Source organism: Ruegeria sp. CDSC051 (assembly GCF_059610665.1).
Map to the genome: position 1 here is coordinate 496,321 of NZ_JBXWOC010000002.1, position 14,813 is coordinate 511,133.

Below are 14,813 nucleotides of genomic sequence, written 5' to 3' on the forward strand. Positions count from 1 at the left end.
GCCCGCACAAACCAATTCACGTGGGGATTGCGACATGCGCCATAAGACCTTCCTGTGGTTCTTCCTGCCCACCGGGCTTGCGATGCTGCTGTTCATCGCGATGCCGATAGTCTCGGTGGTGACCCAATCCATTTTCGCGCCTCATCCGGCCGTTTTGTTAGAGGTCGAAAGCTGCACCCCCCTGATTGGATGCACGACAGAGACCACGATTGATCAAGAGGCAACAGCCGCCCTTCGCGCCGAGAAACCACTGGGCCGATTTGTCGGATTGGACATTTACCTGGACCGTGGCCACCTGGCGATCCAGGAAATTGGCCAGATCTGGGCTGCGAATGAAACCTGGGGCGATTTCTTCTCAAAGATCGGTAATTTGCCCTTTTACAGGGCAATGGCTTTTACGCTGACCTTCACGTTTGTTGTGACGCCGCTCACAATCATTTTGGGGCTGGTGATTGCGCTGGCAATCAACTCCCTGCACCGAAATCTCAAAGGGCTGCTGATCTTCTTTTCGCTTCTGCCGATGATCGTCACTCCGTTGATTGGCTCGCTTATCCTGTTCTGGATGATTGACAGCCGCGGGGTCATCGGCAACGCCCTAGTATATCTAGCCGGGGATCCGGATTTTAGCCTGAAGGCCTCAACCGGGCTGATGTGGGTGGCGCTGATGGTTTATGGAGTTTGGCACGCCGCTCCATTTGCATTTGTCGTGTTCTATGCGGGGCTGCAAACATTGCCCCAGGATCAAATCGAGGCCGCCCAGATAGACGGGGCAACCCGCTGGCAACAGGTTAAGTTCGTGGTCGTTCCTCATCTCATGCCACTGGTCACATTTGTTGCGTTGATTCAGTTGATGGACAACTTCAAGGTGTTTGAACCGATAATCGGGTTCAGCGCAGGTGCGCACGCACAATCCCTTAGTACATTCATCTTCAACGACTTAGGCGGTGAAACCCGGCAGCTTTCTTCCGCGGCCGCGACCTCTGTGATCACGATAATCGGAGTCGCCATTCTGCTGTCACCCGTGCTTGTCCGCACCTGGCGCGACTTCAAAGGAGCAAGATAATATGGCCAGCCGCGCACAAAGAATGCCTAGAAGTCTCCGGATCGCCTCGTCCTTATTTGTGATCCTATGGTTCGTTCTGGCCGCTTTCCCGTTCCTCTGGACGGTCTGGGGTTCGTTCAAAGTAGAGTTGGATTTCTTTTCGATCGCCGACTGGACCAATGCCATCACCGGAGCACGGACCGAAGCCGTCTATGGCTCGCCCTTCACAACCACAGGGTACGAGGGCGCCTGGATACAGGAAGAATTCTGGCGGAATGTTCTCAACACAGGGATCGTCTGTTTCTTTGTTGTCACCATCTCGCTCACAATCGGAACGCTGGGGGGCTATGCTCTGTCCCGGTCGACCTACAACTATACGTTCTGGCTATTGATCACGGCACTTATCTTCCGGGCTATGCCACCGATTACGCTGGTCTCGGGATATTTGCTGCCTTTCTTCGAATGGAACATCTGGGGGATCCTTCCAACCACGATCATCGTGCTTGTGGCGATAAACCAGCCGTTCACTCTGTGGATGCTGCATTCTTTCTTTAAGAATATCCCAAGCGAGCTGGATGAAAGCGCCAAGGTCGACGGATGCAACCAGTTCCAGGCATTTCGTCGCGTGATCATTCCGGTGATGTGGCCAGGGGTGATCACCACCGGGCTGTTCTCGTTCCTGCTGGCCTATAACGATTTTGCCGTCGGGGCGATGCTGCTGTCCGAAAGCAACCGCACGATGGTGCCTGCCATTGCCGCGTTTCTTGGTACAACGCAGACTGAAGGTAACGTGATGTTCGCGGTTGCGGCTGTGGTTTCAGCCACAGTTCCATTGTTCATTCTGGTCATGTTCTTCCAGCGACAGATTGTGGGCGGTCTGACGGCCGGGGCTGTGAAAGGCTAACTCTGATGGGACGCACTCATCCTCAGTCCGTATCTGCCCATGCGCATACTGCCAGACTGAATGTAGCTGCGCGCAGGACCCGGCGGCCGGGACGAATTCCATTTGCTTTGATGCGCGCGGGACCTTGCGGGGCGCTTCTCCGAACACGCCCCGAACAGACCCCATTGAGACAGAGAAGATGAAAAACCTCGACCGCAAACCCTTTCTGAAATTCACCGAAGCACAACGCCATCCTGGCAACTTCCGGCCGGCATTTGACGCTTTCTTCGCCCCCGGTGCACATGTCAACGTGGTGCATCCCTTCAATGAGGTCGCGGGCGGCCTCGGGCTGCACGATCACGTCATCGCCCCGCTCGCCGCTGCCTTCGACGGGCATTTTCGGCGCGATGACATCGTCATGGCCGGCGAATTTGACGGGCAGGACTGGATCAGCGCCACCGGCTATTTCGTTGGTCGGTTCTCGCGCGACTGGCTCGGCATCCGGGCCACAGGCGAGCTTGCCTATCTGCGCTTCGGCGAGTTCCACCGGATGCAAGACGGCAAGGCGGTGGAAAGCTATATCTTCCTCGATATTCCAGAGCTGATGCTGGCCGCTGGACAATGGCCGATCCCCGACAGCCCGGGCAAGACCCGCGGCTTCACCGGCATGATTCATGGCCCTGCCAGCCATGATGGCATCTTGACCACTCCGCAGGATCCTGCCGAGGGTGCCAAGAGCTATCATATGGTCACAGAAATGCTGGCCGGGCTTGCTACCGAGAACGAGGCTTGGCGCCCCTACTGGCATGACAACATGGTCTGGTACGGCCCCGGCGCCTTCGGTTCTTTCGTCGGGATCGAGAGTTTTGCCAGCTTCCAGGTGCCTTTCGAAGCCACCTTTGAAGGCTGGTCTGGCGGCACTGCGGGCAACGGCATGACGGCGCATTTCACCCGCTATGGCGAAGGTAATTACGTATGCTCGGGCGGTTGGCCCTCGTTAACTGGCGTTCAGGTGAAACCTTTCCTCGGCCAGTCCGCAAGTGGCAAACGCGTCTTCATGCGGGTCTGTGACTGGTGGCGCCGCGAGGACGATCTGCTGGTCGAAAACTGGGTTTTCGTCGATGTCCCGCATGTGCTGTTGCAACTGGGCTATGACCTCTTTGCTGAAATCGCCGAGCAGGCTGCATGAGCTGCTCTGCCAGACATAACGCCGTTGCGCGCCATCCGGCGCTCAACCGGATGCCAAGGGATTTTCTGACGGCGGATTAATCCTCGCCCTCCACAAAGAAGATCCCTTGGTAACCATAAAAGGAAGAGAAACATGAAGGGCTCCCGCCCCGAACAAGCCGTGCTGACACGTGACACGGACATGAGCAAAACCGACGAGACCCGCGCCGTGATCGAGGGGATGGTCGATGGTTTGAACGACCACCGTATCGAAGACATCGGCGAATTCTTCGCCGAAGGGTTCCGCTGGCTTGGCAACCAGGGTTGCGGCACCAAGACGGGCCTGAAGGAATTCCAGGAAAACTGGCAACGCCCGTTCCAGGCTGCGTTTTCCGACAAGACCTGCATCGACGAGGCCCGGCTTTATATGGGCGAGTGGGCGGCAGCTTTTGGCCGCCAGGAAGCAACCCATTCTGGCGAATTTCTGGGGATTGCGCCCACCGGCAAGCGCGTCGAGATCCGTTACATGGATTTCTGGAAAGTTGTCGACGGCAAGATCGTCGACAACTGGGTGAATGTCGATTTTGCCCATGTCGCCTCGCAGCTTGGCGTCGATCTGTTCCAGGGCAAAGGGTGGGAAACATTTGACCGGGGAGAAGAAATTCCGCCCCGGCCCGAAAATTGAGGATTAGGACAATGGCTATCGAATATCTGAAAAGCGGCAAACCCGAGGCCGACCGGGCCGAAGATGACGCCAAAACACGCGCTGTCGTTGAAACGACTCTGAAAGACATCGAAACCCGCGGTGATGCGGCAGTGCGTGATCTGTCGGAAAAGTTTGACAATTACTCGCCGGAAAGCTTCCGCCTGAGCCAGGAACAGATCGACGAGCTGATCGCCTCATTGACCGAACGCGAGCTGGCCGACATCAAGTTCGCTCAGAAACAGGTGATAAATTTCGCCCAGGCGCAGCGCGACTCAATGCTGGATATCGAGGTTGAAACCTTGCCGGGCGTCATCCTCGGCCACAAGAACATCCCGGTGCAGTCTGTTGGCTGTTATGTTCCTGGCGGTAAATTCCCGATGGTTGCGTCGGCGCATATGTCGGTTGCGACCGCTAAAGTGGCGGGTGTGCCTCGCATCATCGCCTGCACGCCGCCGTTTCAGGGCAAGCCCAATGCGGCCGTGATCGCTGCCATGTATCTGGGTGGGGCCCATGAGATCTATGTCATGGGTGGTATCCAAGCGATTGGTGCCATGGCGATCGGTACGGAAACCATTGATCCGGTCCACATGCTGGTCGGCCCCGGGAACGCCTTTGTCGCAGAAGCCAAACGGCAGCTCTTTGGTCGCGTTGGCATCGACCTTTTTGCGGGCCCGACCGAGACCATGGTCATTGCCGACGAAACCGCTGCCGATGCCGAACTTTGTGCGACCGACTTGTTGGGGCAGGCCGAGCATGGCTACAACAGCCCCTGTGTTCTGGTCACCAACTCGCGCAGGCTGGCCGAAGAAACGCTGAGCGAGATCGACCGTATCCTCGGCATCCTGCCTACCGCCGGAACCGCAAAAGTCAGCTGGGATGAGTATGGGGAAGTCATTGTCTGCGACACTTATGACGAAATGCTGCAAGTTGCCGATGATATCGCTTCTGAGCATGTGCAGGTGATGACCGACCGTGACGACTGGTTCCTGGAAAACATGACCAGCTATGGAGCGCTGTTTCTTGGGGCGCGGACCAATGTTGCAAACGGTGACAAGGTGATCGGCACGAACCACACGCTGCCGACCAAAAAGGCTGGACGTTATACCGGCGGTTTGTGGGTCGGCAAGTTCATGAAAACTCACAGCTACCAGAAGGTTGTTACCGACGAGGCTGCGGCAATGATCGGCGAATTCGGCTCACGCCTGTGTATGCTGGAAGGCTTTGTCGGCCATGCCGAGCAATGCAATATTCGCGTCCGGCGTTATGGGGGTATCAACGTACCTTACGGCGAAGGTGCGGCTTATCGCGAGGCTGCAGACGCGTCCTCATAAGAGTGAGGTCATTGCTGCAGAACTTGCGCTTGGGGTTTGCCCGGGCGCCATGGGTTTTGAAAGAAAAGCAGAGAACACAATGCGAGATTTCGCAATGGACACACATTCTACCCATAAGGCCCTGATCGCGCCATTGCGCGAAGCCATGTATAACTTTGACGAAACCGGCGTCCGAGCTGCACTGCAGGCGGTGATTGCGCCCGATGCCGTCATCCACATGCCCCATCCATTCGGCGACCTGACCGGGCCGCAGGAACTCTATGATGCCTGCTACACACCGCTTTTGAAATCCATGCCCGATCTGGAACGCCGGGATTGGATTGTGATGGGCGGGCCGACGCAACATGGTGATGATTGGGTCTGCTGTGGCGGCCACTACGTAGGCACCTTCGTCGCCCCTTGGTTGGACATCCCGCCGACCGGGCATCTGACCCATATGCGGTTCCACGAATTCTACCGCTTCGAAAATCGCAAAGTTGTCGAAATCCAGGCACTCTGGGACATTCCCGAAGTGATGATGCAGGCGAAGGCCTGGCCGATGGCCCCGTCTTTGGGGCAGGAGTTCTGTATTCCCGGCCCGGCGACGCTGGACGGTATCGTGCGGGGCCCCTGGGATGAGGCAAAATCGAAGGCCTCCTGCGACCATATCGTTTCCATGCTTGAGCATCTGGAAAAGCATCCCAGTCAGGGTGGCCCCGAAGTGATGGAGATGGAAAGGTTCTGGCATCCGCGCATGAACTGGTACGGGCCCGCCGGGATCGGCACCGGGCGCGGCATTGCAGGGTTTCGCAACTGGCACCAGATCCCTTTCCTGGGTGGCATGCCGGACCGAGGCAAATACGCCGACGAGATCACCTTTCATTTCTTTGGTGACGGTGATTATGCAGCTGTTACCGGCTGGCCGGACATGATCCAGACCATCACTCATGACGGCTGGATGGGTATCGCCCCTTCTGGCCAGCGCATCACTATGAGATCGTTGGATTTCTGGCGATTGGAAGATGGCCTGATCCGGGAGAACTGGGTGTTGGTCGACCTGCTGGACGTGTACCGGCAACTGGGCGTAGATGTCTTTGCCCGCCTGCGCGAATTCAACAAAGCGCGTGTCGCAGGTGAAATTCCATACCCAGTCGGCGAGGTCTGATATGCTCAATTTTCCCAGCACCCCCAGTTTCAGTCTAGGCGGCAAACGTGCGCTAGTCGCCGGGGCATCGTCGGGCATAGGTCTGGCCTGCGCCGTAGCGCTGGCAGAGCATGGGGCCGAGGTCACATTGGCGGCGCGCCGCGCAAGTGCGTTACAAGAGATAGCCGATCAGATGACTACCAAGGGATGGTCTGCCAAGGTGCTTGAGATGGATGTCACCGATGTCGCAGGAACTGCCGCGGCTGTCGCCGAAAACGGACCGTTTGACATCCTTTTGAACTCGGCAGGGTTTGCACGTCATAGCAAGGCGGTCGAAACGGTGCCCGAAGATTTTGACTCGGTCATGAACGTCAATGTCCGGGGGGCCTATTTCCTAACCCAAGCCGTTGCCAAAGGGTTGCTTGAGGCCGGGCGTCCCGGATCGCTGATAAATATCTCAAGCCAGATGGGCCATGTCGGCGGGCAGGAACGCGCGGTCTATTGCGCCTCCAAGTTTGCGGTCGAGGGCTTTACCAAGGCGATGGCGCTGGAATTCGGGCCCGCAAAGATCCGTGTCAACACGATTTGCCCGACTTTCATCCTGACGGATTTGTCCCGGCCTACATTCGAGGACCCGACCAAACGGGCCTGGATTTTGGACAAGATCAAGCTGGGCCGCCCGGGAGAGATTGAGGATATTATGGGCGCGGTAGTGTACCTGGCATCAGAGGCGTCGGCTTTGGTTACAGGAACAGCAATGTTGGTGGACGGAGGCTGGACGGCAGACTGATGGTTACTCAGAAGGTTACATCGTTGGACGTTGCCCGGCTGGCCGGGGTCAGCCAATCCGCCGTTAGCCGGGTCTTTACGCCTGGTGCATCTGCCTCGCAAAAAACGGTCGCGAAAGTGCGCAAGGCAGCGGATGAACTGGGATATCGGCCAAATTTTCTGGCCCGTGCGGTGGTCTCGGGCAAAAGCCGGATCATTGGACTTGTGGTCGCCTATCTGAACAATCAGTTCTATCCTGAAGCGTTGGAAAAGCTGACAAACAAGTTGCAAGAGCGCGGCTACCACGTGCTGGTCTTCATGGCGTCGCATCAGGCCGGCAACATAGACAACGTGATCGAAGAAATACTGGATTTTCAGGTTGATGGGATTATCGCGGCTTCGGTGGCTTTGTCGTCGGATCTGTCGGATCGTTGTCTGGCTGCCGGTGTGCCGATGGTGCTGTTTAACCGGGTTCAGGACGACCCGGCCATGTCGGCGGTCACCTCGGACAATATCGCGGGTGGGCGCAAGGCTGCCGAATTCCTTTTGGCCGGGGGGCATAAAAAGATCGGGTACATCGCCGGGTGGGAAGGCGCGTCGACCCAGCGCGACCGCGAAGCAGGTTTCAGGGCCGCCTTGCATGATGCGGGGGCGGAACTGCATGCGCGCGGCGTTGGGAACTTCACCAGCGAACAGTCGCGGGCGGCAACGCTGGAGATGTTTGCCTCGGACCCGCCCGACGCCGTTTTTGTGGCCAATGACCACATGGCTATTGCAGTGATGGACACCCTCAGATTCGAGTTGGGCCTAAGGATTCCCGAAGATGTTTCGGTTGTCGGATATGACGATGTGGCCGTTGCGGCATGGCCAACCTATAGCCTGACCACTGTACGACAGCCTGCAAACCGTATGGTTGCCGAAACCGTGGACATTTTGCTGAGCAAAATCGAAGGGCCCGATGTTGGTCCGCACCGATTGGAAATAGATGGACCGCTGATTGTTCGCGGTTCTGCACGTATACCTGAAGGATGGAAGACATGAAGGGATTTGACCCGAAATTCAAAGATTTTCCTGACTATATTATTGGGATCACAAAAGAAATCTGGGAAGATCGGGGCATTGCCACGCTGCACCATTACTATGCGCCCGATATCGTAGTTCGATCCCCGGGGTCAGTTGTCGTTGGCAATCAGGGCGTCATTGCCGCTACCATGGCAACGCTTGCCGAGTTCCCCGACCGCACATTGCTGGGTGAGGATGTGATTTGGTCCGGCACACCGGAAGAGGGCATGCTGTCCTCGCACAGGCTTTTGTCGACTGCGACCCATCTGGGAGACGGTGCCTATGGGAAGGCTACCGGGAAAAAGCTGGTCTACCGTATCCTTGCTGACTGTCACGCCATCAACAACCAGATCAACGATGAATGGCTGATCCGCGACCAGGGTGCGATTGTCCAACAGATGGGTTGGGACCCAAAAGAATATGCCCGCGATCTGATCGCCCGCGAAGGCGGCCCAGAGGCTTGCGCCCAGCCTTACACGCCGGCGAATGATCAGCCTGGACCTTACAAAGGGCGTGGTAATGACAATGAATGGGGTCAGAAATACGCCGACATTCTGAACCGGGTCATGTCTGCAGACCTGAGCGTGATCAGTGCCGAGTATGACCGCGCCGTGCAATCGGAATATCCGCGCGGCACGACTGGTCACAGCTGGGCTCCGGTCGATCGCTTTTGGATGGGGCTTTGCGCCTCTTTCCCGAATGCCGAGTTCAAAATTCAACATCAGATCGGTCGCGATGACCCAATGATGCCGCCCCGCGCCGCGATCCGCTGGTCGCTGCATGGCAAGCATGATGGATGGGGTGTGTTCGGCACGCCGACGGGGGCCGAGGTCTTTGTGCTGGGTATTAGCCACGCCGAATTCGGCCCCTGGGGCCTGCGCCGTGAGTACACTCTGTTTGATGAAACGTCGGTCTGGAAACAGATCCTTTTGAAAACCGGTGATCTGTAAATGTCGCATCGTCTCTCAAATCTGGAGGCTGGGCAGGCCCTGCGGCGTTTTCACGCCCACCGGGCCAGCCTGCGTGCCCGGCGACTGAACAACCGCCCGCCTGGTTTCGGAGTTTGACCGCAGCGAACTCCAACCAAAAGGAAGACAGAAATGAGTACCATCCAAAGCCGCATCGTCCGTTATGGCGAATTGAAACCCTGTAAAACCGCGTTCATCGACGCCCATACCCCGGGGTCAGATCAAAAGGAAAACTTCACCATCATCGGCGGGGGCGTATCTGAAAGCCCCGACCAGCATGTCCACATCACCGATAAGATCGGTTTCAACATCGGTGCCGCAGGCCAACCGCCGAGATGCCGGAACTCTCTGCATAGCCACACCACGGCCGAAGTGTTCTTTGTCGCCAAAGGCCGTTGGCGGTTCTTCTGGGGCAGATACGGATCGGCTGGTGAGTTCATTGCCGAAGAAGGAGACATCTTCAACATCCCGACCGGTATCTTCCGCGGGTTTGAAAATGTGGGGCAGGACTATGGGATGATCATGGCAGTCCTTGGCGGCGACGATGCCGGGGGCGGGGTCACTTGGGCGCCACAGGTTATTCAGGATGCGCAGGCCCATGGCTTGATGCTTGGAAACAATGGGGTTCTTTACGACAGCAAAAAAGGGGAAACGCTGCCGCATGACGTACAGCCCATGCCCTTGCTGACTGAAGAGCAGTTGAAAGCCTATCCCGAGGTCCCCGTCGAAAATGTGATTGGCAATTACGTGGCCCGCTATTGGGATTTGATGGCGCTGTCATCAAACAAGCCTGCCGTTGTGATCGGTGAAAACGGCCTGATCAAGGACAAGCCGGGTTTCGAGGTTGATTTCCTTGGTCGCGGCTCGTGCGTGTCTGATCCGGTCAAAGCCGAAAAGCCGGTGGTCTTGATGCCGGCCAGTGGCCACTGGCGGATTACGATTGAGGATGTCGAAACAACCCTGACAAATGGGGATACTGCACTGGTTCTGCCCGGCGAAAGCTATGGCGTCACGCCTTCGATGACCGGTGACGCGGGGCTCTATCGCGTTACCGCAACCGAAGATCCGGCCGGTACAACTTGGACAGGTGCATGAAACAAACTGCGCTGCCTTCCGGGCGGCGCAGATCAGACTTGCAGAGGGAGAAGAAGGAATGACCCGCATTTCAACCACACATGTAGGGAGCCTTCCGCGTAGTCAGGAGGTCGTGGATTTCATCTTTGCGCGCGAGCGTGCAGAGCCATTTGACGCGGATGCGTTTGATGCCTGCATGACCTCGGCAGTGTCCGAGACAGTGCGCAAACAGGTCGAAGCCGGGGTCGATATCGTATCGGATGGCGAGACGTCGAAGATCTCATACGCCACCTATGTCAAAGATCGCTATACTGGTTTTGACGGGGACAGCCCGCGCAACGCGCCAGCAGATCTGAAGATGTTTCCCGGCTTCCTGAAACGCCTGGCTGATGATGGCGGTACGCCACAATATGCGCGCCCAATGTGTGTGGGTGAGGTGCGGTCAAAAGGGCAAGGTGAACTGCAAAAAGACATCGACAACCTCAAGGCCGCCATGGCCGCGCATGGTGTCGAGCGTGGTTTTATGAACGCGGCCAGCCCGGGTGTCATCTCGCTGTTTCTGCAAAATGATTTCTACCCCACGCGTGAAGCCTATCTGGCTGCACTCGCCGATGCGATGAAGCAAGAGTACGAAACCATTGTGGGGGCCGGTCTGGATCTACAGCTGGATTGCCCGGACCTGGCCCTGTCTCGCCATATGCTGTTCTCTGACCTTTCGGACGAAGAATTTGTCAAGATCGCCAATTTGCATGTTGAGGCCCTGAACCACGCATTGCAGGACGTTCCCGCTGACAAGGTGCGCGTCCATATTTGCTGGGGCAATTACGAAGGACCGCATTGTTGCGACATTGGAATGGACAAAGTGTTCGGCACGCTGATGTCGACCAAATCCCGCTATGTCCTGTTCGAAACCTCGAACCCCCGTCATGCGCATGAATGGACGGTGTTCCGTGACCGCAAAGCCGAAATACCTGAGGACAAAGTGCTTGTACCTGGAGTTGTCGACACCACGACAAATTTTGTCGAACATCCGGAACTGGTCGCCCAACGTATTGAACGGTTTTCGAATATTGTCGGCCGCGAAAGAGTGATCGCGGGCTCGGATTGCGGATTTGGCACTTTTGCCGGATTTGGTGCGGTTGATCCCGATATCGCCTTTGCCAAACTTGGATCTCTGGCCGACGGGGCTGCATTGGTCGCATGAAACCACTTGTAATGTTGCCCGGCATGATGTGCGACGCCCGGCTTTTTGCCCCGCAGGTCGCGGCGCTTTCGAGCAGCAATCCTGTCCTCTACGCGCCGATTGGGGGGCATGACACGGTGCAGGCTTTGGCCGCCGAAGTGTTGTCTTATGCGCCCCCGCGCTTTGTCCTTGCGGGTCTGTCCATGGGTGGCATCGTTGCGATGGAAATAATCCGGCAGCAACCGCAGCGCGTCGTCAGCGTGGCGCTGATGGATACCAACCACTTGGCCGAACGGGATGACGTCAAAGGCAGGCGTGGTCCACAAATCGCTTCTGTGTCCAGTGGGGGCTTGGGCCGGGTCATGGCCGAGGAGATGAAACCAAACTACCTGACCGATGGCCCGAACCGCGAGGCAATTCTGAACCTGTGCATGGATATGGCCTTGGGTCTTGGACCGGATGTTTTTATCAACCAGTCCAAAGCATTGCGAGATCGCCCCGACCAAAGCGATACCTTGCGCGGTTATCCCGGACAGGCCCTGATCCTGTGCGGGAAAGATGATGCTCTGTGCCCGGTTTCGCGACACGCCCTGATGCATGAACTTCTCACGAATAGCCGTTTCGAGGTCATTGAACAGGCGGGGCATTTACCTACACTTGAACAACCCGAACGGACGACAGCGGCTCTGTGCCGTTGGCTGGAGGCACTATGAAAAAACCCTTACTGGACCTTTTGAAATCCGTCGACACCCCCACCGTTTGCAATGCGATAGAAGTGGCGCAAGGCAAGCGTGGGTTCGACAATTTCACGCGGGGCACAATGCTGTGCTCGGATCCCGATGCGGGGGCAATGGTCGGTTATGCCAGAACGGCAAAGATAGCGGCGGTGAACCCTCCCGAAGACCCTCCCGAAGTGATCCGTCAGCGCCGGATGGATTACTACCGGCACATGGCAACGGGCACAGGCCCGGCTGTCACGGTTGTCGAAGATTTGGATTTCCCGGACTGCATCGGTGCTTACTGGGGTGAGATCAATACCACGGTCCACAAAGGGTTTGGCATCAGCGGTGCGTTGACCAACGGCGTGATGCGGGATCTGGGCGATTTGCCGGATGGGTTTCCGGTTGTGTCGGGCTCGGTCGGTCCAAGCCACGGGTTCGTGCACGTCAAAGAGGTGGGCACCCCGGTGACCATCTTCAGCCTCTCGATCAAGGACGGGGACCTGGTGCATGCGGACCGGCACGGCGCTTTGGTGATCCCACCCGAAGTGGTGGACAGCCTGGAACAGGCGATCCGCAAATTGCTTGAAACCGAAAAGCTTATTCTTGGCCCAGCACGCGCGTCAGAGTTCGATTTTGAAGCCTTTGAACAAGCATGGGCGGCGTTCGAATCCTCGCGCACGTAGTGCAGCAACAACCGCGCGGCCCAGCTATAGACTAACCCGATAGCGAGGCGATGTGATTCTGAATGGTCCCGTCATTAGCGATGGCGATCGTGTCGGAAATCGCGGCTGGATCACACCCATCTCATGCCCAAATCCGACAGATGCCTTTGAACCCGTCCAGGATAGTCCGAGACGATGGCATCAACGCCCAGATCAATCATCCTGCTGATTTCCGCCGGTTCATTGACCGTCCATACGGCTACGCAAAGCCCAAGTTCTTTGGCAAGCGCGACGTCCTCAGATATCACATCTGCGAAATACGGACACCAAAGCGCGCCGCCCGCTTGCTTGACCATTTGCGGGATTTTTTCGCTTTGGCCTCGAAAGTCCGGACAAACGGCCTTGGAGGAATCCTCGCCAACGTCATCGGCATTTTCGGGAAGCTGCGTCAGGTAAGATGACGGCATGCCAGGTGCCTGCCGCTGACAGACTTCCAACAGGGTCCAGTCAAAGCTGTGCAGCAACACGCGATCGGATAGGCCAGCGGCCCGAACCTGCTGTACCACGCGTTCGACAAAGCGGTCCAGATAGGCCGCGTCATGGGCCAGATCCGGATCAGATTTCAGTTCGAGCATCAGATTGGCTTTGCTGTATTCCGGCCGATTGATCAGATCCAGAAGGTCCTGCAGCTTTGGCACGCGAACGCCGTCCAGTTGGGCCTGATCGGGGAACCGTCGACCATAATCCGAGTGTCCGTCCAAGCGCCCGATTTCGAACTGTTGAATCTGGTCGAAGGACAGGGATGAGACTTTGGGTTCTTTTCCGGTCAAAAACTGACCGCTGGCATCCCGAAAGGTCGGCGCGTGCAGCCGATGGTTATGGGTTATGACAGGCACATCATCCGCCGTCAGCACCACGTCAAACTCAAGAAGCGGAACCCCGATGGACAGCGTAAAATCGAAACCGATCATGCTGTTTTCGGGCAGGACGCCGCGTGCCCCCCGGTGCCCTACTACACGGATCAGGTTTTTACCGCCGCGAAACGCCTCGACCTGAGGGAAAGGCATCAGCCCTCGAGCCTTATGCCAGAGGTAGGGTCAAACAGATGCATATGCTCTGGCGCAACAGAAAAACGCATATTGGGATGACGGCCTTCGATCGGATGAACACCCGGAAGGCTGATCGTGATTGCCGCGCCAGAGCCTGACACCTGACCGTGCAACAAAGTATTCGCCCCCAGCGGTTCGGCTATCTGAACTACGACATCAAAGGGCCCGTTTTCATCAAGGAACAGATGCTCTGGCCGTATGCCCAATTTGAACGGGCTATCGGGCCCGCCTGATGGGCCAATCTCGGTATCGTTGATCCTGATCTTTCCGCCCTGGCGCTCTGCATCAAAGGTATTCATCGCCGGGCTGCCGATGAATTGCGCAGCGAACAGCGTCCGGGGCGTCTCATAGACCTCAAGCGGGGTGCCGATCTGTTCTGCAACACCACCGTTCATCACGATCATCCTGTCGGCCATGGTCATGGCCTCGACCTGATCATGGGTCACGTATAGCGAGGTGATACCCAGCTTTTCTTGCAGTTCGCGGATTTCCAGACGCATCTGGACACGCAGCTTTGCATCCAGGTTTGAGAGCGGTTCATCAAACAGGAACACGGCAGGTTCACGGACAATAGCGCGGCCCATGGCAACCCTCTGGCGTTGACCGCCTGAAAGCTGACGGGGCTTGCGGTCAAGCAGCGGCTCAAGCTGCAACAGCTTAGCGGCCTCGGTCACCTTCTGGTCAATCTGAGCCTTGGGCAATCCGGCGATTTTCAAACCATAGCCCATGTTCTGGCGTACCGACATATGGGGGTACAGAGCATAGTTCTGGAACACCATCGCAATGTCCCGGTCCATCGGCTCCTTGTCATTGGCGCGCTCTTCGCCAATCCGGATTTCGCCGGATGTCACAGTCTCAAGCCCGGCCACCATCCGCAGCAAAGTGGATTTGCCGCAGCCGGAGGGGCCCACGATCACGATAAACTCGCCATCCGCGATATCGACGTCGATGCCATGAATGACGTCCGTCGGGCCAAAGCTCTTTTTGACGTTCTCAAGGGATACTGTTGCCAT

Annotated in this window: 15 protein-coding genes; 13 read left to right on the forward strand and 2 right to left on the reverse strand. The window is 57.1% G+C overall.

Annotation, left to right across the window (positions count from 1 at the left end):
- The first annotated feature begins 34 nt into the window (after positions 1-34).
- From AC2FH0_RS07910 to AC2FH0_RS07970, 13 genes are all read left to right on the forward strand, one after another.
- Complete coding sequence (locus tag AC2FH0_RS07910; protein WP_496789017.1) at positions 35-1,063, forward strand: carbohydrate ABC transporter permease; 1,029 nt, start codon at positions 35-37, stop codon at positions 1,061-1,063.
- Between the two features lies 1 nt (position 1,064).
- The gene (locus AC2FH0_RS07915) at positions 1,065-1,946 is read left to right on the forward strand and encodes a carbohydrate ABC transporter permease (protein WP_281972841.1); all 882 of its coding nucleotides are present in this window, start codon (positions 1,065-1,067) and stop codon (positions 1,944-1,946) included.
- 178 nt (positions 1,947-2,124) lie between these two features.
- Positions 2,125-3,114, forward strand: coding sequence for a nuclear transport factor 2 family protein (locus tag AC2FH0_RS07920; RefSeq protein ID WP_496789018.1), 990 nt, complete (start codon positions 2,125-2,127; stop codon positions 3,112-3,114).
- Between the two features lie 132 nt (positions 3,115-3,246).
- Positions 3,247-3,777, forward strand: a complete 531-nt coding sequence (locus AC2FH0_RS07925; RefSeq protein WP_142639920.1) for an ester cyclase — start codon at positions 3,247-3,249, stop codon at positions 3,775-3,777.
- 11 nt (positions 3,778-3,788) lie between these two features.
- A complete protein-coding gene (hisD, locus tag AC2FH0_RS07930) occupies positions 3,789-5,129 on the forward strand; it encodes a histidinol dehydrogenase (RefSeq protein WP_496789020.1) in 1,341 nt (446 codons plus the stop codon).
- 79 nt (positions 5,130-5,208) lie between these two features.
- A complete protein-coding gene (locus AC2FH0_RS07935) occupies positions 5,209-6,273 on the forward strand; it encodes an ester cyclase (RefSeq protein ID WP_496713557.1) in 1,065 nt (354 codons plus the stop codon).
- Position 6,274: 1 nt separating this feature from the next.
- A complete protein-coding gene (locus tag AC2FH0_RS07940; protein ID WP_399169394.1) occupies positions 6,275-7,042 on the forward strand; it encodes an SDR family oxidoreductase in 768 nt (255 codons plus the stop codon).
- Positions 7,042-8,061, forward strand: coding sequence for a LacI family DNA-binding transcriptional regulator (locus AC2FH0_RS07945; RefSeq protein WP_142639914.1), 1,020 nt, complete (start codon positions 7,042-7,044; stop codon positions 8,059-8,061). Before AC2FH0_RS07940 ends, AC2FH0_RS07945 begins: the two co-directional genes overlap by 1 nt.
- The gene (locus AC2FH0_RS07950; RefSeq protein ID WP_496789021.1) at positions 8,058-9,032 is read left to right on the forward strand and encodes a nuclear transport factor 2 family protein; all 975 of its coding nucleotides are present in this window, start codon (positions 8,058-8,060) and stop codon (positions 9,030-9,032) included. The genes AC2FH0_RS07945 and AC2FH0_RS07950 overlap by 4 nt, the downstream gene beginning before the upstream one ends.
- A gap of 150 nt (positions 9,033-9,182) precedes the next feature.
- On the forward strand, positions 9,183-10,145 hold the full coding sequence (locus AC2FH0_RS07955; protein WP_496691516.1) for a cupin domain-containing protein: 963 nt from the start codon (positions 9,183-9,185) through the stop codon (positions 10,143-10,145).
- Positions 10,146-10,203: 58 nt separating this feature from the next.
- A complete protein-coding gene (locus AC2FH0_RS07960; protein ID WP_496704993.1) occupies positions 10,204-11,328 on the forward strand; it encodes a cobalamin-independent methionine synthase II family protein in 1,125 nt (374 codons plus the stop codon).
- Positions 11,325-12,020, forward strand: a complete 696-nt coding sequence (locus tag AC2FH0_RS07965) for an alpha/beta fold hydrolase (RefSeq protein WP_496789022.1) — start codon at positions 11,325-11,327, stop codon at positions 12,018-12,020. Before AC2FH0_RS07960 ends, AC2FH0_RS07965 begins: the two co-directional genes overlap by 4 nt.
- Positions 12,017-12,712 (forward strand): RraA family protein, encoded by a 696-nt coding sequence (locus AC2FH0_RS07970; protein WP_496702200.1) that lies wholly within the window; start codon positions 12,017-12,019, stop codon positions 12,710-12,712. The genes AC2FH0_RS07965 and AC2FH0_RS07970 overlap by 4 nt, the downstream gene beginning before the upstream one ends.
- A gap of 110 nt (positions 12,713-12,822) precedes the next feature.
- Here the strand turns inward: AC2FH0_RS07970 and AC2FH0_RS07975 are convergent, their stop codons facing one another.
- Positions 12,823-13,758: a glycerophosphodiester phosphodiesterase family protein gene (locus AC2FH0_RS07975; protein ID WP_496789024.1), complete on the reverse strand. Its 936-nt coding sequence runs from the start codon at positions 13,756-13,758 to the stop codon at positions 12,823-12,825.
- The gene (ugpC, locus tag AC2FH0_RS07980) at positions 13,758-14,813 is read right to left on the reverse strand and encodes a sn-glycerol-3-phosphate ABC transporter ATP-binding protein UgpC (protein WP_496709800.1); all 1,056 of its coding nucleotides are present in this window, start codon (positions 14,811-14,813) and stop codon (positions 13,758-13,760) included. The genes AC2FH0_RS07975 and ugpC overlap by 1 nt, the downstream gene beginning before the upstream one ends.

Coding starts and splice junctions, on each gene's coding strand:
- AC2FH0_RS07960 (WP_496704993.1), top strand. CDS start 10,204: ATGACCCGCATTTCAACCACACATGTAGGGAGCCTTCCGCGTAGTCAG.
- AC2FH0_RS07920 (WP_496789018.1), top strand. CDS start 2,125: ATGAAAAACCTCGACCGCAAACCCTTTCTGAAATTCACCGAAGCACAA.
- AC2FH0_RS07945 (WP_142639914.1), top strand. CDS start 7,042: ATGGTTACTCAGAAGGTTACATCGTTGGACGTTGCCCGGCTGGCCGGG.
- hisD (WP_496789020.1), top strand. CDS start 3,789: ATGGCTATCGAATATCTGAAAAGCGGCAAACCCGAGGCCGACCGGGCC.
- AC2FH0_RS07935 (WP_496713557.1), top strand. CDS start 5,209: ATGCGAGATTTCGCAATGGACACACATTCTACCCATAAGGCCCTGATC.
- AC2FH0_RS07925 (WP_142639920.1), top strand. CDS start 3,247: ATGAAGGGCTCCCGCCCCGAACAAGCCGTGCTGACACGTGACACGGAC.
- AC2FH0_RS07910 (WP_496789017.1), top strand. CDS start 35: ATGCGCCATAAGACCTTCCTGTGGTTCTTCCTGCCCACCGGGCTTGCG.
- AC2FH0_RS07965 (WP_496789022.1), top strand. CDS start 11,325: ATGAAACCACTTGTAATGTTGCCCGGCATGATGTGCGACGCCCGGCTT.
- AC2FH0_RS07940 (WP_399169394.1), top strand. CDS start 6,275: ATGCTCAATTTTCCCAGCACCCCCAGTTTCAGTCTAGGCGGCAAACGT.
- ugpC (WP_496709800.1), bottom strand. CDS start 14,813: ATGGCAACAGTATCCCTTGAGAACGTCAAAAAGAGCTTTGGCCCGACG.
- AC2FH0_RS07955 (WP_496691516.1), top strand. CDS start 9,183: ATGAGTACCATCCAAAGCCGCATCGTCCGTTATGGCGAATTGAAACCC.
- AC2FH0_RS07970 (WP_496702200.1), top strand. CDS start 12,017: ATGAAAAAACCCTTACTGGACCTTTTGAAATCCGTCGACACCCCCACC.
- AC2FH0_RS07915 (WP_281972841.1), top strand. CDS start 1,065: ATGGCCAGCCGCGCACAAAGAATGCCTAGAAGTCTCCGGATCGCCTCG.
- AC2FH0_RS07975 (WP_496789024.1), bottom strand. CDS start 13,758: ATGCCTTTCCCTCAGGTCGAGGCGTTTCGCGGCGGTAAAAACCTGATC.
- AC2FH0_RS07950 (WP_496789021.1), top strand. CDS start 8,058: ATGAAGGGATTTGACCCGAAATTCAAAGATTTTCCTGACTATATTATT.